This is a genomic window from Paenibacillus sp. GQ49 (assembly GCF_059759055.1).
The window spans coordinates 210,878-230,766 of record NZ_JCAXEL010000002.1 but is presented as its reverse complement, the minus strand read 5'-3'; the positions used below and the strand labels follow the sequence as shown (position 1 = coordinate 230,766).

Genomic DNA, 19,889 nt, shown 5'->3' with positions numbered 1-19,889 from the left:
TACATGAGCAGGTTTCTCATGTAGCCTTTTTTGTCGTGTTTGAGGTAAAGAAGGCCTGAAGCATAGGATACGGCGGACGCATGAGCATGATGGGGAGGGTGAATTATGAAATTTTACACATTCAAACTGCCGAAGTTTTTGGGAGGGTTTGTAAAGGCGATACTTAATACGTTTCAAAAGAACTGATCCGATTGATAAGGTAACAGGGAATACCGCCGCTTTGGCTCAGGCTTATCTGGAATTCGTACCTGCGAAGCGCCATGCGGCGGCCATTCACATGTTAATGAGCGTATTCAAGAATCCCTTTTTTGAATACCAAAAAAGCACCTGCAAGGAACAAGGTGCTTTTTGCTTACCCGATTTATAGTAGCTTTGCGTGATTATACGCGAGTCACTTTACCGGCTTTCAGTGCACGGGTGCTTACGTATACACGTTTTGGTTTGCCGTCAACGAGAATGCGGACCTTCTGAACGTTTACGCCCCAAGTACGACGGTTACGGTTGTTAGCGTGGGATACGTGGTTACCGGTGCCCGGTTTCTTACCTGTCACATAACATTTGCGAGACATAGATTACACCTCCTATCCTAAAATAACCAGTTGCCTTCAGAAACGAAAAGTCATTCCATAAGGGCTAAATTGTTCTTCCTGATCATAAAGATCAGGTTTCAGTAGCTAATGGCGTTGTTTAAGCCGGCATAAACCGGATCATTTCCATTACTTAACCTGCATAAAACAATACTTGAATATAATATCATAATTAAAAAAGCTTCGTCAACTGATCCAAAAACTTTATTTATTTCTCTTGTCTAATATAGTACAATGTTGAGTAGTCCATAATACAGTGGTGAACAGGCTGTTGCCGCGAGGAAGTCGGAGAATAAACCGTACTTAGAGGTCGGTGGTCTGCTTTTTGGCAACGCTGTGAGCTGCGGCATTCCATCATTGGCACCAGTCTCCATGCGGCATTCATGCCGGCTCTTGATACCGGTGCATATCCGTATGCCCCGAAGTTAGGGGGGCAGAGAGTGCAGGATATTGGTAGCCCGGCCGCCCAGACCGTTAATCCGGCTGACATGTTGTATTGTATGCCTGTGCCGGACAAGGTATGGACGAAGAATAACGCAGTCCGCGTTAGCGCATGAACAGACCAGCCACATCTTGGTGCAAGGTGTTCGTGTATCAAGCTAGGAAGGGGAATTCTCACTTGAGTATACGTTCTTTAAATGGAACAGATTTCACCGCAATGGTACTTGCCGGAGCGGAACAACTTGGACAGCATGCAGAGCACGTCAATTCCCTGAATGTTTTCCCTGTGCCGGATGGTGACACGGGAACGAACATGAATTTGACAATGAGTGCAGGAGTCGCAGAGATTAAAAGAAAAAGTTCTGCCTCCATCGGCGAAGCTGCCGGTATTCTATCGAAAGGCCTGCTTATGGGCGCACGGGGGAATTCAGGAGTTATTCTGTCGCAATTGTTCCGTGGTTTTAGTCGTTCAGCTGCTCCCTATGAGGAACTGAATACGCTCCAATTTGCAGCAGCCCTGCAGAACGGTGTTGACGCAGCTTACAAAGCAGTCGTAAAGCCCGTTGAAGGGACCATTCTTACCGTAGCTAAGGAAGCGGCGAAACATGCCAACTACTACGCAAGACGGACGAATGATATTACTGAATTAATGAATGAAGTTTTGTTAAAAGCAAAAGAAGCACTGGCAATGACTCCGGAATTACTGCCTGTACTGAAACAGGTTGGTGTTGTGGATTCAGGTGGTCAGGGGCTTGTATATATCTACGAGGGCTTTATGGAAGTATTGCTGCAAAGTGACGGAGGGAGTCGTACTTCACTGAACAAAGAAGTAACCCCATCCGTGGCAGCATCTGCTTTGAAACCGGCTGCACCGACAGAAGTGGATATCAAGAAGCCTGCACAGCAGCAGGTGATTGCACCGGAGATGCCATTGTCTGCTCAGGCGAGACTGGAAACGGAAGATATTGAATTCCTGTATGATATGGAATTCTTCATTAATCGTGAGCTTGGAGAGAACGCAGGAGTGGCATTTGATGACGAAGCATTCCGGAAAGCGTTGTCAGTTAATGGGGATTCGATCATCATCATTGCCGATGATGAAGTCATCAAAGTTCATGTCCATTCCAAGACACCAGGCGATGTATTAAACCTGGCGCTGCATTATGGTGAGATTACACAGATTCATATTCTCAATATGCGTGAACAGCATCGGGATCTCCTGACAGCAGGCATGGACATTGCTCCATCACCTGAATTGTTTGCAGAGATTCCACCTGAGGCAGCGCGCAGTATGGAAGAGGCTGTGCTTCCTGCAGATGAGATGGCACCGTATGGTTTTATTGCGGTATCCTCCGGTGACGGTATTGCAGAGATTTTCCAAAGTCTTGGTGTTGATGTTGTTCTGTCCGGTGGACAGACGATGAATCCGAGTACTGAGGATTTTGTAAAAGCCGTTCGTTCCATTGCTGCGGAGCAGGTATTTATACTCCCGAATAACTCGAATATTGTACTGGCTGCGGAGCAGGCTCGTGAATTGCTTGAAGATGAGCGCCGGATTACGGTTATTCCAAGCAAGACCATTCCACAGGGAATGGCTGCTGCTTTTGCTTTCCAAGAAGATGAGTCTGCGGAAACAAACCGTGACCAAATGTTGGAGGCCATTAGCCGGGTACAGTCCGGTCAAGTGACTCATGCGGTTCGTGATACGCAATACGATGAATTAGATATTAAGGCGGGGCACTATATCGGTATTCATAACTCCAAAATTGTAGCGACGGATGAAACCATGCTTCAAGCATGTGAAGGTCTGCTCAAACAGATGATGGAGAGTGGAGATGAAGTGGTGACAATCCTTGAAGGGGACGAAGCTGACCCTGAGGTTACTGCTGCCCTCGCTGCATGGCTTGAAGAACAGTATCCTGATGCTGAGGTAGAGGTACATCTTGGAGGACAGCCGGTGTATTATTATCTGTTCTCCGTAGAGTCCTAAAATAAAGGGATTGTTCAAAAAGTCATTTGTTGACTTTTTGAACATGTATTAATAGCACTCTAGCAAAGAGGAGGAGAGTCATGAGCCACAAGGTTGCGATAGTAACAGACAGTACAGCGGATATTCCCGAAGAACTCATTCGCAAATACGGGATTCATATTGTTCCGCTACGTGTTCTGTTCGGTGAAGAGACCTATGCAGATGGCGTTGATCTGACTTCGGAACAGTTCTACGAAAAGTTGAAGAAGGTATCTGTGTTGCCTACAACTTCACAGCCATCTCCAACCGATTTCATGAATGTGTACCAATCACTTCTTGATGAGAACCCGGAACGTCCGATTGTATCGATCCACCTGTCATCCGGCATGAGTGGTACCTATCAATCGGCCATGCTTGGCAAGTCTTTGCTGGAGCGTGAGGGTGACATCACCGTGCTGGATTCGAAGTCAGCATCTTATGGATATGGTCTAATGGTGGTACAGGCTGCTGAACTTGCCGAACAGGGCAAGTCAGCAGTCGAAATCGCTGCTGCCATTGAAGGGATGCAACAATCTCGCAAATTGTTCTTTCTCGTGGATACCCTTGAGTATCTGCAAAAAGGCGGTCGGATTGGCAAAGCTTCAGCCATTTTGGGAACGTTGCTTAACATTAAGCCGATCCTGTCTATTGATGAAGAAGGCGTTATTTACGCAGTTGAGAAAGTCAGAGGTCATAAAAAAGCAATGGCACGCATTATTGAGCTGTTCCAGAAGGATCTTGCAGGCAAACGGGTTAACCTGGCGGTAGGTCATACCGCTGACCCGGGATCAGCGATCGCTTGTGCGGAGCAGCTGCGGGGTCATTTTACACTGAATGAAGTGATCTATACCAATATTGGAGCCGTAATAGGCAGTCATGTTGGACCTGGTGTCATTGCGATCTTTATGTGGCCTGTTCCGGAATGAGGGATTAGACATGAAATTGGAAGAAATATCAGTTAAGCAAATTAACGGCGTGAGTGCTCTCAAAGAGGGAGAGCTTCACGCCTTTGGCATCTCTACTGTTAAAGACCTGCTTGAATATTATCCGTTCCGTTACGAGGATTATCGTCTGCGTTCACTTAGTGAAGTGAAGGATGGGGACAAGATTACGGTCCAGGGACAGGTGATGGGTATTCCTGTATTACAACGATACGGTAAAAAGTCCCGTCTTACCTGTAAGATCATGACGGAAGAGTGGATGATTACAGCCACCTGGTTCAATCGCCATTTCCTCAAAGAACAACTTACACCCAATCGGGAGATTGTGATTACGGGAAAATGGGAACAAAAACGTATGCAGATGACCGTGACTGACTCGGAGTTCCCTGATAAAGGCGATGGGCGTTCAGGCACACTCCAACCTGTATACTCGGTAACCGGCAAACTGACGCAACAATGGATGCGGAAAACGATCAATCAGGGATTAATCCAATTCGGAGATATGATTCCCGAGATTCTGCCTCAGTCCTTGTTGAAGAAATACAGCTTGATGCCTCGTAAACAGGCGATTGCTGGAATCCATCGTCCACAGGACAACCGGGAAGGTCAACAGGCCAGACAGCGGATGGTCTATGAAGAGCTGTTTCTGTTCCAATTGAAAATGCAGGCGTATCGTGCGTTGAACCGGAATCGCATGGATGGCGTAGTACATACAACGGACAATACGACGATCCGTGAATTTGTACGCAGTTTACCTTTTGAATTGACAGATGCTCAGAAAAAGGTGGAGCTTGAAATTCTGCATGATATGCGTTCGCCCTATGCAATGAATCGGTTATTGCAGGGTGATGTGGGATCGGGTAAAACGGTTATTGCGGCAATTGCGCTATATACGACTGTTCGATCTGGGTTCCAAGGGGCTCTGATGGTGCCTACAGAGATTCTGGCGGAACAGCATATGCGCTCACTGCAAAAGCTGTTTGAACCGTTTGGGGTAACCGTAGGGCTGTTAACGGGCAGTGTAAATGGACGCAAACGTAAAGATCTGATCGCCTCGTTGCAAATGGGCATGATTGATATCGTGGTGGGTACACACGCCCTGATTCAGGAAGATGTTTTCTTCCGAGATCTGGGTCTTGTGGTGACGGACGAGCAGCATCGCTTCGGGGTGAATCAGCGCAGCGTTTTACGACGCAAAGGATATAATCCGGATGTGTTAACGATGACGGCAACGCCTATTCCGCGGACACTGGCCATTACAGCTTTTGGTGATATTGAAGTATCCACGATCTCGGAACGTCCGAAGGGACGGATTCCCATCTCAACGTATTGGGTTAAACACGATATGATGGAGCGGGTGCTCGGTTTTATCTCCAGAGAAGTGGATCAGGGCCGTCAGGCCTATCTGATCTGTCCGCTCATTGAAGAGTCGGAGAAACTGGATGTGCAGAATGCCATTGATCTGCATGTGCAGATGCAGCAGAACTTTCCAAAATATCGTGTAGGTCTGCTGCATGGCCGGATGACGGCTGCGGAGAAAGAAGAGATGATGCGGGACTTCTATAGCAATGATATTCAGTTGCTTGTCTCCACCACCGTTGTCGAGGTTGGGGTCGATGTGCCTAATGCCACGTTGATGGTCATTATGGACGCGGACCGCTTCGGTCTCTCCCAGCTGCATCAGCTTCGTGGTCGGGTCGGTCGTGGTGCGCATGCTTCCTATTGTGTACTCATTGCTGATCCGAAAACGGAGGTTGGACAGGAACGCATGAAGGTCATGACGGAAACGGAGGATGGATTCGAGGTATCCCGGCGTGACCTGGATCTCCGGGGCCCGGGTGATTTCTTTGGTACCAAACAGAGCGGATTACCCGAGTTCCGTCTTGCAGATATGGTTGCCGATTTTACTGTGCTGGAACAGGCCAGAGATGACGTGACCCACTTAATTGAGGATGCGACCTTCTGGACCTCTATGGACTATGCACCTCTGCGTGATTTCCTGCAGCAACAGCAAGTATTCAAGGGTGATCTGATTGACTAAAGGTTGCCATAATAGCGGGTTTTTCGTATTACCTTTGTAAAAAAAGACAAGTGTACAAGCCCTCCCGACATATGAATAAGAAGTGAGTTCATTCTTTTGGGAGGTGCTATACGTTTTGGGTTATCAACAATATGGAATTAGTCCGCAGCTGGTGGAGCGGATCAAATTAAAGATGAAAAATCCCGCTGTCAAAGAGCGTATCAAAAAGTTGATTGATGGCGTGACCAAGTCTGATCTGCAAGATAAGGCCAAGGTCAGAAGGTTGGTCAAGTCTTCAGCAGTCATTATGAATGAGAATTTCTCTCCGGCGCAGGAAGAGCAGTTTGTTGCTTTTGTGCTCGCGCAGAAGATTGATCCGAACAATACGTTTCATTTGATTAAGCTGTGGGGGATGTTTAGGTAGGGATTCGATGTAATGTTGGGTGGAAAAAAACATTCGTTTACACGAGGGCACTACGATGACAGAATAACCTTCCGAGCGCTGTTATCCCCGGATTTTCTGATTGACCTTTACAAGGGTAAAATCCGGTGATAAAGGCGCACGCTTCGCTTCTTTAGGTTATTTCTGTCCTCTCCGTTGTTGTGTAAATTGATTTATTTTACAAAACCAAATTACATCGAATGTTTATGAAGTAATTTTAGTGGGTGGGGCGTTCCATAAGTCAGGAAGATGACTTATGGAACGCCCTTTTGATTGTTATAACTAGGGACAAGCCTTGTGGCAATTACTCGGTTGAATATTCGTTTTAGTTATCGAAATGACCTATGACTTGGCTTGTGTTACCGTAAAAACAAAGTTTCATTGAGTATGTTTTGTTGGTTAAATCGAGCATATCAGCTCAAACGTTGATGGCTGCATTGAATGCGTTAGGAATTGAGCCGAGGGGAGCGGCAGCAAACGAGAAATGGTTTGATCCGATTTTACGAGCCTTCAAGGAATATGGGCTGATGGAAGAAGGGCAGTACCTGCCGAATGATCGCTAAGAACCACAACAACGAAAACAAGGAACTGGGCCATCATGCATGGCCTGGTTCCTTGTTGTTTGCGGTGAAGGATTTGTGTTGCTTTCGGTATTCCTCTGGAGTCCAACCGGTCAATTTTTTAAACACCCGAAAAAAATATTTTGGATTGTCGTAACCCAGCTGTTTGGCAACCCGATAGATTTTATCGTCTGTGCTCGTTAAGAGCTGCTTGGCTTGCCTGATCCGTAGTCTGTTTACGTAATCAGTGAAGTTCTCGGATGTCATTTCTTTAAATAAATGACTGAGGTAACTCGGGTTTAGGTAGAACAGGGACGATACCCATTCCAGCGTTAAATCCTTGGTATAGTGATTATCGATATATGTCCTGACGTTGTCGATCACTTGATCTGATGCGTAGGGGTTGTCTTCCTTAAGCAGAAGAGCTGTTCCCGTCAGCACCTTTACCATGTAATGCCTAATGCACTCCATATCGAACGAGACGTTCAGGACGGCCTCCAAGCTGGAAGAGGCGCTACTGTTACCTCCGTTCTGGATATAGTTACTCAGCAACCGTTTGGTTTCCGTAATAATGTCTCTGCACTGCTCTTTCAGGTGGGCAAGCAAAGCGTCAGGCTGGCGTATGTAGAAAGCAAAGAAATCGGTGATGAGCTCTTCCACCTTCGGTACATTCCCGCTCTCTATAAAAAATAACAGTTCATACGTTCGAGCCCACTTCAGTTGATGTAAAGGAATTTGCTCCGGTGAAAATACGTAACATTTTCCAAAATCGGTAATGGCTCGTTCGTCCAACGCAAGGATTGTTTGATGATGAGCTTCTCGGACCCCACCAATGCCTGTATGCGGCAAGCTGATCCCCACACAACAATCCGTAGTTTCGGATTTGGTCAAAATTATACTTGCTGTTTGTTCCGCCATTTTCTGCAAATCAAGCTGGCCTGAGCAACCCAGATCATGCATCAGGAAAAACAGTAGCTGATCCGTTTGTGGATGAGGAATGTACAGGCCATTCGAAAAGGTAGGCAGTTGCTGTGCTGTAAGTGGTTGAGGACCATAAATCGTCAAGAAAATGAACTGGTCAGAAGCCATGATGGCGGCAAATTCCGCAGAGCGGAACACAGGTGTTTTGATGGATGAATGGGGAGCCAGCACATAATTCAGGAAGGCTTGCATGTCTGCATCCCTTTTCATCTGCTCCGTTTCTACTTCTCTTAGAACGACTTCCCGCTGAAGAGAGCGCTCCTGTTCGATGGCTTGGATGGCTTGGTGAAGCGTACCGTGGATTTCATCCCGGCTAAAAGGCTTCAGCAGGTAATTTACAACTTTCGCAGAGATGGCCTCTTGCATATAATCAAAATCGGTATGTCCGCTAATGACAATTAACTTGATGCGCGGATATTGCTGGCATACTGTCCTGATCAACAGCTTGCCGTCAACCTCAGGCATGCGCATGTCTGTAAAGATAATGTCCGGCTTGAACGATTCAATCAAAGCCAAGGCATCCGCGCCGTTATCTGCTTCGCCTAAGAGTTCAAGCGAGTGCTCAAAAGTCCCGATTTTTTTCAACAAACCTTTGCGGATCAAAGGTTCATCGTCCACAACAATATACGTGTACATCTCTTTGGTCACCTCTTTTCCCAAATGGCCGGAATTTCGAGTGTAATTCGAGTTCCTGTATTCAAATCGGTATGAAACGAAAGGCCGTAACCCTCTCCGTAATACAAAACAATTCGTGAATGCACGTTTTTGATGCCGATGCTCTGTTTATGCCTTTGACCAACGGCGACGAATTCAGGTGGCTGCTGGAGCAATTGTCGAAGTTCCTCCGCTTGTGTTGAGGACATGCCCACGCCATCGTCCCAGATCTCGAACACGATGCTGTCCCCCTGAAACAACCCGGTAATGGTAACGGAACCCTTCCCACGTTTGTTCTCCAACCCGTGATAGATGGCATTTTCCACGAGTGGTTGCAACAGAAGTTTCAGCATGCGACGACTCCGAATTTCCGGGTCCACCTTGAGGTTGAACGCGAACTTGTCACCATACCGAATCTGCTGGATGGCCATGTAGTTTTCTACATGCTGAAGTTCTTCGCTGACCGCGACCAGCTCGCTGTCCGTTTTGATGCTGTAGCGGAACATGTCCCCGAGTGACTTGGTCATCACCACAATACTCTCGACTTCTTCGATCTCGGCAATGCTATTAATCGACTCCAACGTATTGTAGAGAAAATGGGAGTTGATCTGTGCTTCCAATGCCTTCATCTGGGAGTCCAGCATGAGGATTTTATTCTGGTAACTCTCTCGGATATGCGTATCGATATCTTTCATCATTTTGTTGAACTCATGATAAAGGATCCCAATCTCGTCGACTTGCCTCGTTACTTGAGGCTTGATGGTCACAAAACGATGAGATTTGGTTTTGCGCATCAGTTTGGTCAATTCGATGATGGGTTTGGTGATCAGGTTGGACAAGAAAAAGGAAAGTAGAAGGAAAATGACGGCACAACTTATGGCCACGTATAACAGCAACTTTTGCGAGATGTTGTACTCCTCATACAGCCGATCCATAGAGATGTTGGCAATCACGTTCCAATTGCGGCCGGGAACTTTCTGGATTACCGTCATCATATTATCTTGGATTGATTTGTACTGTGAACTGTTGCTGACTTGATGCGTTGCCGTAGCCAGAGAATCGGAGAGAGGCGTGCCAACTCTACTTCCATCGGTGGAGTACAGGATCTCGCCAGCGTCGTTCGCCAGATATAGATTGGATAAGCTTGGTGCCGGATTACGTTTTAGACCGTCAAAAATGTTCATGCTGCAATCCAGCATAAACACACCAAGGAACTCGTTGTTGTTAGGATCATAGAGAGCTCTGGAGAAGCCAATGGATTCCTTGGCGTTAATGATGTAAGGCTTGACGCCAACTTCACCAATATACAAATCGCCTTTACGCTGGATCGTATCCAGATACCACTCTTCGTGAAGTGCGACATAATCGAGGCGTAGGTCTGTGCCGCTACTGCCATAACTTATCCATTTGCCATCAGGTGTGAACAGGTACAAACCATTGATGTAATTGTAACCAAGCAGAATGTTTTCAAAGATCAATTTCAATTTGCTGCGGATCATGAAGATTTCATATTGATCGTTGGTACCGTTCAACTTGATTAGTTCATCACTCACAGTGCTGTAAGCGGTTGCATTTGAAGATTGCTGAAGGAGTGTGACGGAGATCCGGTCGATGTTCTGCAAAATTTCCTCCATGCTCTTGACCGAATTACCTATCGTTGTCGACGTCACGAGAGAGGTCTGCTCATTCACCAGCTTCGTGTAACTGCGATAGGAACTGACAGAAACAACGATAATTGGCACGATGGATACGAGGACGAGGACCAGAAAAAGTTTAGTTTTGATGTTGAACAGAATCATACGTGCTCCTCCCGCCATTTGTCAATTCTAAAAATAGTGCACCATACGAGCCAAAGCAAATGCACTTTTGCCCACAGTATGATGAGAATGTGCACAAAGCAAGAATAAACATGAATTGGGGGAATGACAAGATGAAAAAAAGAAAACGACTGTGGTCCCTAACTTTGGTGCTCCTCATGATGTTTCTGAGCGCATGTAGCTCCAGTAGCCAGGAGGGGAGCGGTACGGATACCAATAACGGGAGTACAGATGAGTCAGAAAAGCCAATTACGTTGACGATGATGCTTTCGGGAAACAAGGCATCCGAGGGAGAGGATTTTGAGCTGGAGACCTTGCCGCGCCTAGTCAAAGAGAAGTTCCCGAACATTAACTTGGAAGTACAAAAGTTGCCTGATGATCAATACAATACATCTGTTCGAACCAAGCTTGCGGCCGGACAGGGACCGGACATTTTCTTGATTTTTCCGAAAAATGCGGCTGGCGGCGTCATTGATTTTGCAAAGGCTGGCTTCGCTGCAGATCTGTCAGATCTGAAGTTCTGGGACAACATCAGCCAAGGAGCGAAGGAAGATATGTCCTATGAGGGTAAACCTTACGGGGTGGCCAGAGGACTGGACTTCCTGGGCGTTTACTACAACAAGGAGTTGTTACAACAGGCAGGATATTCCGAGTTTCCGAAGGATTGGCCTTCGTTTCTGGAGTTGTGTCAAAAGTTGCAGGCAGCGGGCGTAACGCCAATCGCGATGGGTGACAAGGACCCTTGGGTGATCCAATTCGGTATGTATCCGATTGCAGCCAATGTCGTGTATCCGAATGAGCTGGATTTTGATGTCAAACTGCAGAACGGCGAAAAATCGCTGACTGATCCAAAGTGGGTTCAAACCATATCCAAATACAAAGAGCTCTATGATAAGAACTACGTGGTGAAAAACTCGCTTGGCATTGGTAGTGCCCAATCTGCGCAGTTGTTTATCGACGGGAAAGCAGCAATGACCTTTACGGGAACATGGGATTATGCTTCCATGATCTCCAAAGGCGCTGCCGAATTTACTCGCGGATTCGCCTCATTGCCAGGTAACGAGCCGGAACAGCCGGTATTTGTATCTGCTGCAACATCTGCCGGATACGCTTTGAACGCCAAATCGGCAAACCTGGATGCAGCCAAGGAAGTACTGAACTACCTGTTCGATGGTGAATCAGATCTGTTCAAGGCACTTGTGGAAGCCAACAGTTCCATCAGTGTGTATAAGGACGTAGAACTTGAAAAAGAATTGTTCAAGGAAGTGAATGACAACTATCAGCAAACTGGAAATTCCGTCTACTTCAGCAACCAGATGTGGCCAGCCGGAGTATCGGATGTCATGCAGGCAAAGTTTGCTGAGATTATCGCTGGACAGAAAACAACGCCAGAAGATGTGGCAAACGCAATGGAAACCAAGTTCAGAGAGCTGTGGAAAAACTAGAACAAAACGATGCTGTCTGCTGTAAAGGGGAGAATGATTGTCCTTCTTCCCTTGCCGCAGGCCCTCTTGGAAAGGATGGAGCAGGATGAGCTCTACTGTAATGAAAAAGTCCATGTACTGGTTTGCTTTGCCGGCATTGATCTTCTACCTGACCTTCTGGATCTTCCCGATCCTGCGGTTGTTCCAGTACAGTATAACGGACTATAACGGGTACGCCCAAGCCTATAACTATATCGGTTTCGACAACTATAAGGAATTGTTCCGCAGCGACATCCTGGGCATTTCTTTAAAAAATACACTGATCTATACGTTCGTCACCGTCATAGCTGGCAATATCATCGGTTTGGCAATGGCTTTGCTGTTAAATATGAAAATAAGAGGAACCGGGATTTACCGTTCACTGGCGTATATTCCCACATTGTTCAGTGCGATTGTCGTCGGCTTTTTGTGGAGCTACGTCTATATGCCGGATTACGGGCTGATTTCTTCCTTTCTCGATAAACTGGGTATCGCAAATGAACTGAATTTCCTGGGTGATTACTCGACCGCGCTGTATTCTATTATCTTCGTGGAAATCTGGAAGACGATCGGAACGACAATGATTATCTTCCTTGCAGGACTACAGACTGTTCCAAGCGACCTTTTGGAAGCAGGACGGATCGATGGCTGCGGCTCATGGAGATTGCTGCGACATGTGAAGATTCCATTACTGGCAACAGCGATTACAATCAACGTGACGTTAAGTTTGATCAATGGACTCAAAGCGTTTGACTTCCCGTTTATCATGACGAATGGCGGTCCGGGCACGGCTACCAACACGCTGATATATACCATCTACAAGATGGCATTTACCGAACAACTCTTTGGTAAAGCTTCGGCTCTTGGTGTCATTTCCTTTGCCGTGATTATCGTCATTACCGCTGTTTTTGTCCTGAAAATGAACAAACGGGAGGTTTCGGCATGACGCTTCGTAAATTTTTGGGGAAAGGGTCCGTTCAGGTCGTTGTGTTGTTGGTGATGGCGTTAAACCTGATTCCGTTAATTATTGCCTTTTCGACATCACTCCGAGATCCAAGCAACAACACAAATCCGCTGGTCCTGTTCCGGGAGATGTCCTTTGCAAGTTACAAGGCTGCCTTCGACCGCATGCACTTTCCGGAAGCGCTATGGAACAGCGTGGTGTTAACGGGGATATCGGTCGTGTTCGTTGTCCTGTTTGCGGCAATGGCGTCCTACCCGATGGCCCGTTTGAAGACAAAGCTAAGTAAGTTCATGTATTTGTTTTTTTTGTCCGGACTCGTGGTACCTGCGCAAATGGTATTGATACCGATTGTGCAAATGATTAATGCGCTGCATATTCCAACGAATCAATATACGCCTATTTTCATGTTCATTACGTGCAGTCTGCCGTTTTCAACTTTCCTGTACACGGGTTTTATTCGAAGCGGTGTGCCTGAGGAGGTAGAAGAAGCGGCGCACATCGACGGGGCGGGATTATTCCAACGGTTCTGGACAGTTGTGTTCCCCTTACTCATTCCGGTAACGGTTTCGGTCATTATTACGCAAGGTGTCTGGATCTGGAACGATTATTTCTTCAATATGATCTTTATTTCCAGCGCAGGAGATTCGCCGTTACCACTGGCCATGCTCGGATTTTTGGGCGATCAGCAAAATCCCACGCAGTGGAACGTCCTGTTTGCAGCGTGCTTTCTGTGCGCTCTACCGTTGCTGCTGGCGTTTCTGTTCCTGCAAAAATATTTTATCGGTGGTATGACCGTTGGGGCGGTCAAAGGTTGAGGAGGACACTGCAATGAGTGAAAATGTGATAAACAAAGCCTGGCTGGAAAAAGCGCAGCGTCTGATGCCGGAGCTTCGCCAGCAGAAGGTCTATCCGGAACATATCGTGAGCGCAGTTCCGGATGCGTTGGCTTTTCAGGGATGGCGTATCGAACCACTCGGCTTAGCAGAACACTTATCGGATCAAGTGCTGTGCAAGGGAGACAGTGTAACGCTGGATTTCGGAGAACATCTCGTCGGTTATCTAACCTTGTCGCTTCTTAACGAGCGCAGTAATGCAGATGCACCTCTCAGGTTGAAGCTCACATTTGGAGAAATGCCCTGTGAGGTCGGTGAGGATTTTGCAGAATATTCGGGTTGGCTTAGCCGTTCATGGCTTCAAGATGAGATCGTGAATGTGGACGTGTTACCCGGCACGCTAACACTGGACCGTCGCTATGCCTTTCGGTATCTGAAAATCGAGGTGGTAGAAACGTCGATCCGTTACGATATTCGAATTAACGATATATATTGTATGACGGTGACATCAGGAGACATAGGGGCAGTACCTCAATTGTCTGAAGGTATCGACACGGAGCTAGTGGAAATAGATCGCGTGTCCGTGAAGACACTCCGGGATTGCATGCAGACGGTATTCGAAGATGGACCAAAGCGCGATCGACGTTTATGGATCGGAGATCTTCGCCTTCAGGCCCTCGTCAATTATGAAACATTCGGCTGTAATGATCTCGTCAAGCGCTGTTTGTATCTCTTTGCCGGAACAAGATTGGAGGGAGGCCAGGTAGGAGCCTGTTTGTACGAACAGCCGGAACCGTATGTGGACGACATTTACCTATATGACTATGCGTTGTTCTTTATTGTGACATTATGGGACTATTTTGAGGCTACGAAGGACAGGGAAATGTTGGAAGAACTTTGGCCGATCGCTCAAGAGCAGATTGAGATTGGACTTAAACGACTTGATGAGCGGGGCATCGTACGGGATGACGATACATGGTATTGTTTTCTGGACTGGCATGAAGAATTAAATAAACAGGCGGGTGCTCAGGCAGTGCTCATCTATAGTATGAAAAGGGGAAGAACGATTGCCAAAGAACTAGGGCTGCCGGAGTATGAGGAATGGATTAACGCACACATCAAAGACGCTGAGCAAGCAGCCCTGACATATCTGTGGGATGGTGAGCAGGGCTTTTTCGTCAGTGGTGAAAAAAGACAGGTATCCTGGGCATCGCAAGTATGGATGGTTCTGGCTGAGATCATGGATGCTCCTGCGGCTCGGCAATTACTAGATCGATTAACAAGTAGCGGAGAAGCTATTGGCATGACCACGCCGTACATGGTTCATCATTATGTTGATGCATTGATTATGTGCGGGGAAGAGGAGAAGGCACTGGAGCAGATCCGAAGGTATTGGGGCGGTATGCTGAAGGATGGAGCGGACACCTTCTGGGAGTTGTATGACCCGGACGACAAAACGTATTCTCCTTATGGCAGCAATTTGGTCAACAGTTATTGCCATGCTTGGAGCTGCACACCAAGTTATTTTATCAGGCGATATTTTTCATAATTATGGACTTGAGGTCAACCAGGAACGTCTGGTTGGCCTTTTTGGATTAGTTTCAGATAGTACAGAGCCTGCCATGGTCTATTGTTTTAATTATCTGTTTTTGTTCGTAACGTTAAAAGAACGAGTGGCTATTAATGAAGCGATAAATACGAATATTAAAATAAAGTTATATGGGTTTCCTTTAAGGTTGTAGACTTGAACGATGAGTGCCAGAGTTGAGATGCTTAAGATTATTCGCAGGACAATCGCCGATGAGCGATGGGGATTCTGACTCCGTTTGGAGATAAAGTATAGGGTGTACCATAGAAGACTAAAAAGCAGAAGCAAACCTAAGAGTAGAATGGCAAGCATACATGAACACCTTTCTGTATAATTTCATTGAATAATTGGAATAACATGACAACTGATTATAACATAGGTTTTTCTGGAGTCGCACATTTTCATAGAAGTTAAGGGATGAACCCTTATAGGGCATATTGCAGTATTGTTGATGCATTTTCACAGGACGGACTTTGCTTTCCTCCGGGGGGAGCGGTAAACTGTTGCATACGAGCGTACTAGCCTTATGGATTAATGTCCTAGATGTTCTTTCAAAAAGGCGTGGCTGTGTCGCTATGCATTTTATTTTTCAAACAGATGTGGAGGAAGTACGATTGGAAATGTTTACAATGCTGCTGGGTTTATTTGAACGGGCGGCGCTGTTGATTATATTTTTATTCTTTCTGTCGAGGGTGCCAAGGTTTAGGCAGATTCTGCAAAAGGGGAAATTAAGGTGGCAGGAGTCTATTGCGGTTACCTTGTTATTTTGTGCTTTTGCCATTTTCGGGACATATACGGGTATTAATGTTGAAGGTTCACTGGTAAACGTGCGGATCATCGCCGTGTTATCGGGTGGTATTTTGTTCGGAGCGCCTGTGGGTATTATTACGGGTATTGTCTCCGGGGTGCATCGGTATTTGATCGATATGGATGGAGTCACAGCTATACCTTGTCTGATCACAAGTATCCTGGCAGGTCTGGTCTCTGGATATATACATAAGTACACGCCCAAGCCCAAGCGATGGATCATCGGTATTGGTGCTGGAATGATCTGTGAAGCGCTGACGATGTTATTAATCCTGTTATTTTCCTATCCCGATCCACTGGGTGCTGACATTGTTTCGAAGATTGCGCTGCCTATGATTCTGGGTGAAGTCAACATTGGGCTGATTGTGCTCTTGGTGCAGAGTGTTGAAGGGGAAAAGGAAATGATTGCAGCTCGTCAGGCGAAGCTGGCGCTTGAGATTGCAAATAAAACATTGCCGTATTTCCGTTCGATTGATGAGGATTCTCTGCGCAAAATCTGCCGGATTATCCAGGAGGATATTCAGGCTGATGCGGTTGCAATTACGGATACCCGGAATGTACTGGCTTATGTAGGATTTGGCGAGGAACGATATCATATCGGTAATGAAATTATAAGTGAGATGACCAAGAAGACGATATCCAGCGGGGAGATTACGATCAGTAATGATGTGATTGATGAAAAAACTCCCGATATCCACTCACTGTTAATCATTCCGCTCAAAGAACGAGGAGACATTACAGGCGCGCTGAAAATTTATTATCGCAAAGCGTACAAAATTACCTATCCATTGCAAACGATGGCTGTAGGTCTGTCACAGATCATTTCGACCCAGATGGAGGTTTCGCGGGTAGAAGAGATCAAGGCTGCTGCCAACAAAGCAGAGCTGCGTGCATTACAGACAACCATTCACCCTCATTTTCTGTTTAATGCGTTAAATGCGATTGCTTCGTCCATCCGAACCAAACCGGATCGAGCGCGGGAGCTGATTGTGAATCTATCTGGGTACATGCGTTACAATCTGGAGCTGTCGGATGAGTTAATTGATATTCATAAGGAACTGGAGCAGGTCCGTAATTATGTAGAGATTGAGAAAGCTCGCTTTGGTAGTCGGCTTAACGTGATCTATGACATTGATGAGGTCGCGGTGCATATTCCGAGTCTTGTTATCCAACCGCTCGTCGAAAATGCAATTATTCATGGCATTCTCAAGGTCAAAGGACCCGGGACTGTTCGAATTCGGGTACAGGATTATCCGGAGTTTGTGCGAATCAGTGTCAGTGATACAGGTGCAGGCATCAGTGCAGATATTATTGAACGGGTCTACCACGACCGTATGCCTGGTAACCAGATCGGGCTATATAATGTGCATCGCCGGGTCAAACTTATTTACGGACAAGGTGTAACCATTACTAGGCTGGAACAAGGAACCGATATTTTATTTGATGTGCCCAAAGGAGATGTCGTAACAAGGTGATGATGGATCAATGAGAGCTCTTATTGTGGAAGACGAGATTCTGGCAAGTGAGGAATTGAATTATTTAATCCAGGAACATAGTCAGATTGAAGTGGTGGATCGCCTTGAAGATGGGCTGGATGTACTGAAGTTTTTGCAGGAACAAGAAGTAGATGTTATTTTTCTCGATATCAATATTCCCTCGCTGGACGGTATGATGCTGGCCCATCATATTGGAAAGTTTGCAACGAAACCCTACATTGTATTTACGACGGCGTATAAGGAACATGCAGCGGAAGCCTTTGAGTTGGAGGCGTTTGATTATATTCTGAAGCCGTATGACGAGAAACGAATTGCTGCAATGCTCCATAAGCTGGAGATGGCTTTCAAGCGTGATCATACGCCGGTGGAGCAACATGTTGAGGATGGACCAGCTCCTATGGTGGACGGATCTGCTGCACAGGGAGATCTGTTACGAGAACGAGATACGAATTCCCATACGGACAGAAGAATTAATCTGCTGCGGAATGATAATATTATTGTTACGGATACGGCAGACATCTACTATGCGGAAGCACAAGAGAAAGTGACGAAGGTATATACCAAAAATGGGGAGTTCACCATGCCAGTGAGTATATCGGATTTCCACAGCCGACTGCCACAGGACACCTTCTTTCGCTGCCACCGTTCGTACGTCGTAAATCTGTCGCAAATCCGTGAAATTATACCTTGGTTCAACAATACGTATCTGCTCCGTCTGCGCGATCTGGAGGCTGAAGTGCCCGTGAGTCGGGGGAAGGTCAAAGAATTCAGGCAACTCATGCGCATCTAGAAGCATTTCATTCCGCATCTGATGCAACTCATGCTCAAAACGGTGTAATGAATCCCCTTTCATGTATGATTAGCCTGTGAACGCATTCATGTATATGACATCGGCAAAGGGGAGATCACGATGAAATCAGCAATTTCATCCGTTTCATCAACACCTGAATCAACATTTGCACCTACCAAAATGAATCGCTGGCTTATTGTTTTGGGGACCATCATTGTACAAATGGGTCTTGGAACCATCTATACTTGGAGTTTATTTAATCAACCGTTGTCTGATCGTTTCGGATGGGACGTCAGCTCGGTCGCGATAACTTTTTCAATTACCAGTTTTGCTTTGGCATTTGCCACATTGTTTGCAGGTCGGTTGCAGGAACGTTGGGGTCTTCAGCGCCTGATCCGTGTAGCCGGGGTTGTGCTTGGACTGGGTCTTATTCTGAGTTCCCAAGTCACCTCGCTAACACTGCTGTACATTTTGGCTGGATTTGTCGTTGGTTTTGCAGATGGTACGGCGTACATTACGTCGCTGTCTAATCTGATCAAATGGTTCCCGGAGCGTAAAGGTCTGATCTCGGGGATCTCGGTCGGAGCCTTTGGTACTGGTAGTTTATTGTTTAAATATGTGAACACGGCATTGATTGGTGCCGTTGGTCCTGCTCAGGCATTTATGTACTGGGGTATTATCGTTCTGGTTCTGGTCGTTGCGGGATCATTCCTGATCCGTGAAGCGGTTGTTCGTGAACAGGCTCCGGCAAGCAAGGAAGGATCCAAACAAGTCGTGGCACGTCATGATTACACGGTGAAAGAGATGCTGCGTACAAAAGAAGCGTACATGCTGTTTGTTATTTTCTTCACGGCGTGTATGAGCGGTTTGTATCTGATCGGTATTGTCAAAGATATCGGTGTACAGCTTGCAGGTCTTGATGTAGCTACCGCTGCGAATGCAGTGGCCATGGTTGCGATCTTTAACACGGCAGGACGTATTATTCTCGGTGCGCTGTCGGATAAAGTAGGACGAATGAAAGTCATCGCTGGTGCGCTGCTGGTTACAGCCGTAGCTGTCATGACACTTAGTCTGGTTCCACTGACCTTCGGGATCTTCTTCGCCTGTGTGGCGGCCGTTGCATTCTGCTTCGGCGGTAACATTACGGTATTCCCGGCGATTGTGGCCGATTACTTCGGACTGAAAAATCAGAGCAAAAACTATGGTGTGATCTATCAGGGATTTGGATTTGGTGCTTTGGCTGGATCATTCATCAGCGCCCTGCTGGGCGGATTCCATCTAACCTTCATTGTGATTGCTGTACTCTGCGCTGTCTCGTTGTTGCTCGCACTGATCATCACCCCTCCAGGTGAAGGTCGTCGTGCACGTCAACGTGAAAAACAGATGAATCTTAACCCTTCATCACGGGCAAGCTAACAACATGCACTGGAAGTACGGTACAGAGAATATTTCTTCATCTTAAAAAGCAAATTAAAACAAAGTAAGCAAAGCGGTCTC

The 19,889-nt window shown here is 46.5% G+C and carries 16 protein-coding genes; 13 read left to right on the top strand and 3 right to left on the bottom strand.

All coding sequences use genetic code 11. The features are described 5' to 3' along the window. Positions 1-105 precede the first annotated feature (105 nt). On the top strand, positions 106-186 hold the full coding sequence (spoVM, locus tag AC6CIF_RS05615) for a stage V sporulation protein SpoVM (protein WP_019424875.1): 81 nt from the start codon (positions 106-108) through the stop codon (positions 184-186). 194 nt (positions 187-380) lie between these two features. On the opposite strand, the gene rpmB is transcribed toward spoVM, so the two are convergent. Next, positions 381-569, bottom strand: coding sequence for a 50S ribosomal protein L28 (rpmB, locus tag AC6CIF_RS05610; protein WP_017687459.1), 189 nt, complete (start codon positions 567-569; stop codon positions 381-383). A gap of 637 nt (positions 570-1,206) precedes the next feature. Between rpmB and AC6CIF_RS05605 the strand changes: the two genes are divergently transcribed. The 5 genes from AC6CIF_RS05605 (at position 1,207) to AC6CIF_RS05585 (ending at position 7,002) form a co-directional block, all read left to right on the top strand. After that, positions 1,207-3,018: a DAK2 domain-containing protein gene (locus AC6CIF_RS05605; protein WP_127545462.1), complete on the top strand. Its 1,812-nt coding sequence runs from the start codon at positions 1,207-1,209 to the stop codon at positions 3,016-3,018. An 80-nt stretch (positions 3,019-3,098) separates the two neighbouring features. Beyond that, complete coding sequence (locus tag AC6CIF_RS05600; RefSeq protein WP_339283403.1) at positions 3,099-3,962, top strand: DegV family protein; 864 nt, start codon at positions 3,099-3,101, stop codon at positions 3,960-3,962. A 10-nt stretch (positions 3,963-3,972) separates the two neighbouring features. Further along, positions 3,973-6,018, top strand: a complete 2,046-nt coding sequence (recG, locus tag AC6CIF_RS05595) for an ATP-dependent DNA helicase RecG (protein ID WP_498198442.1) — start codon at positions 3,973-3,975, stop codon at positions 6,016-6,018. Between the two features lie 115 nt (positions 6,019-6,133). After that, positions 6,134-6,421 carry a stage VI sporulation protein F gene (locus AC6CIF_RS05590; protein ID WP_036614589.1) on the top strand — a complete coding sequence of 96 codons (288 nt, stop codon included), beginning with the start codon at positions 6,134-6,136 and terminating at the stop codon, positions 6,419-6,421. Positions 6,422-6,834: 413 nt separating this feature from the next. Further along, positions 6,835-7,002, top strand: a complete 168-nt coding sequence (locus AC6CIF_RS05585; protein ID WP_498198440.1) for a hypothetical protein — start codon at positions 6,835-6,837, stop codon at positions 7,000-7,002. A gap of 33 nt (positions 7,003-7,035) precedes the next feature. Here AC6CIF_RS05585 and AC6CIF_RS05580 read toward each other — a convergent pair whose 3' ends face one another. Together AC6CIF_RS05580 and AC6CIF_RS05575 are read right to left on the bottom strand one after the other, a co-directional pair. After that, the gene (locus AC6CIF_RS05580) at positions 7,036-8,616 is read right to left on the bottom strand and encodes a response regulator transcription factor (RefSeq protein WP_498198438.1); all 1,581 of its coding nucleotides are present in this window, start codon (positions 8,614-8,616) and stop codon (positions 7,036-7,038) included. A gap of 8 nt (positions 8,617-8,624) precedes the next feature. Further along, positions 8,625-10,433 (bottom strand): sensor histidine kinase, encoded by a 1,809-nt coding sequence (locus tag AC6CIF_RS05575; protein ID WP_498198436.1) that lies wholly within the window; start codon positions 10,431-10,433, stop codon positions 8,625-8,627. Positions 10,434-10,564: 131 nt separating this feature from the next. Here AC6CIF_RS05575 and AC6CIF_RS05570 point away from each other — a divergent pair, with 131 nt between their 5' ends. The 7 genes from AC6CIF_RS05570 (at position 10,565) to AC6CIF_RS05540 (ending at position 19,808) form a co-directional block, all read left to right on the top strand. After that, complete coding sequence (locus tag AC6CIF_RS05570) at positions 10,565-11,896, top strand: ABC transporter substrate-binding protein (protein ID WP_498198434.1); 1,332 nt, start codon at positions 10,565-10,567, stop codon at positions 11,894-11,896. Positions 11,897-11,981: 85 nt separating this feature from the next. Continuing rightward, the gene (locus AC6CIF_RS05565; protein ID WP_036614579.1) at positions 11,982-12,860 is read left to right on the top strand and encodes a carbohydrate ABC transporter permease; all 879 of its coding nucleotides are present in this window, start codon (positions 11,982-11,984) and stop codon (positions 12,858-12,860) included. Further along, on the top strand, positions 12,857-13,693 hold the full coding sequence (locus AC6CIF_RS05560) for a carbohydrate ABC transporter permease (protein ID WP_498198432.1): 837 nt from the start codon (positions 12,857-12,859) through the stop codon (positions 13,691-13,693). Before AC6CIF_RS05565 ends, AC6CIF_RS05560 begins: the two co-directional genes overlap by 4 nt. A 13-nt stretch (positions 13,694-13,706) precedes the next feature. Then, positions 13,707-15,260 (top strand): alpha-L-rhamnosidase-related protein, encoded by a 1,554-nt coding sequence (locus AC6CIF_RS05555; protein WP_498198430.1) that lies wholly within the window; start codon positions 13,707-13,709, stop codon positions 15,258-15,260. 668 nt (positions 15,261-15,928) lie between these two features. Further along, positions 15,929-17,581 carry a sensor histidine kinase gene (locus AC6CIF_RS05550; RefSeq protein ID WP_036614944.1) on the top strand — a complete coding sequence of 551 codons (1,653 nt, stop codon included), beginning with the start codon at positions 15,929-15,931 and terminating at the stop codon, positions 17,579-17,581. 10 nt (positions 17,582-17,591) lie between these two features. Then, positions 17,592-18,392, top strand: coding sequence for a LytR/AlgR family response regulator transcription factor (locus AC6CIF_RS05545; protein ID WP_498198429.1), 801 nt, complete (start codon positions 17,592-17,594; stop codon positions 18,390-18,392). A gap of 180 nt (positions 18,393-18,572) precedes the next feature. Then, positions 18,573-19,808, top strand: coding sequence for an L-lactate MFS transporter (locus AC6CIF_RS05540; RefSeq protein ID WP_036675050.1), 1,236 nt, complete (start codon positions 18,573-18,575; stop codon positions 19,806-19,808). Positions 19,809-19,889: the final 81 nt, after the last annotated feature.

What these genes read in the sequence shown, in the direction of transcription:
- AC6CIF_RS05555 (WP_498198430.1), top strand. Translation starts at nt 13,707, where the DNA reads ATGAGTGAAAATGTGATAAACAAAGCCTGGCTGGAAAAAGCGCAGCGT.
- recG (WP_498198442.1), top strand. Translation starts at nt 3,973, where the DNA reads ATGAAATTGGAAGAAATATCAGTTAAGCAAATTAACGGCGTGAGTGCT.
- AC6CIF_RS05565 (WP_036614579.1), top strand. Translation starts at nt 11,982, where the DNA reads ATGAGCTCTACTGTAATGAAAAAGTCCATGTACTGGTTTGCTTTGCCG.
- AC6CIF_RS05580 (WP_498198438.1), bottom strand. Translation starts at nt 8,616, where the DNA reads ATGTACACGTATATTGTTGTGGACGATGAACCTTTGATCCGCAAAGGT.
- AC6CIF_RS05600 (WP_339283403.1), top strand. Translation starts at nt 3,099, where the DNA reads ATGAGCCACAAGGTTGCGATAGTAACAGACAGTACAGCGGATATTCCC.
- AC6CIF_RS05560 (WP_498198432.1), top strand. Translation starts at nt 12,857, where the DNA reads ATGACGCTTCGTAAATTTTTGGGGAAAGGGTCCGTTCAGGTCGTTGTG.
- AC6CIF_RS05550 (WP_036614944.1), top strand. Translation starts at nt 15,929, where the DNA reads ATGCTGCTGGGTTTATTTGAACGGGCGGCGCTGTTGATTATATTTTTA.
- AC6CIF_RS05570 (WP_498198434.1), top strand. Translation starts at nt 10,565, where the DNA reads ATGAAAAAAAGAAAACGACTGTGGTCCCTAACTTTGGTGCTCCTCATG.
- rpmB (WP_017687459.1), bottom strand. Translation starts at nt 569, where the DNA reads ATGTCTCGCAAATGTTATGTGACAGGTAAGAAACCGGGCACCGGTAAC.
- AC6CIF_RS05545 (WP_498198429.1), top strand. Translation starts at nt 17,592, where the DNA reads ATGAGAGCTCTTATTGTGGAAGACGAGATTCTGGCAAGTGAGGAATTG.
- AC6CIF_RS05575 (WP_498198436.1), bottom strand. Translation starts at nt 10,433, where the DNA reads ATGATTCTGTTCAACATCAAAACTAAACTTTTTCTGGTCCTCGTCCTC.
- spoVM (WP_019424875.1), top strand. Translation starts at nt 106, where the DNA reads ATGAAATTTTACACATTCAAACTGCCGAAGTTTTTGGGAGGGTTTGTA.
- AC6CIF_RS05540 (WP_036675050.1), top strand. Translation starts at nt 18,573, where the DNA reads ATGAATCGCTGGCTTATTGTTTTGGGGACCATCATTGTACAAATGGGT.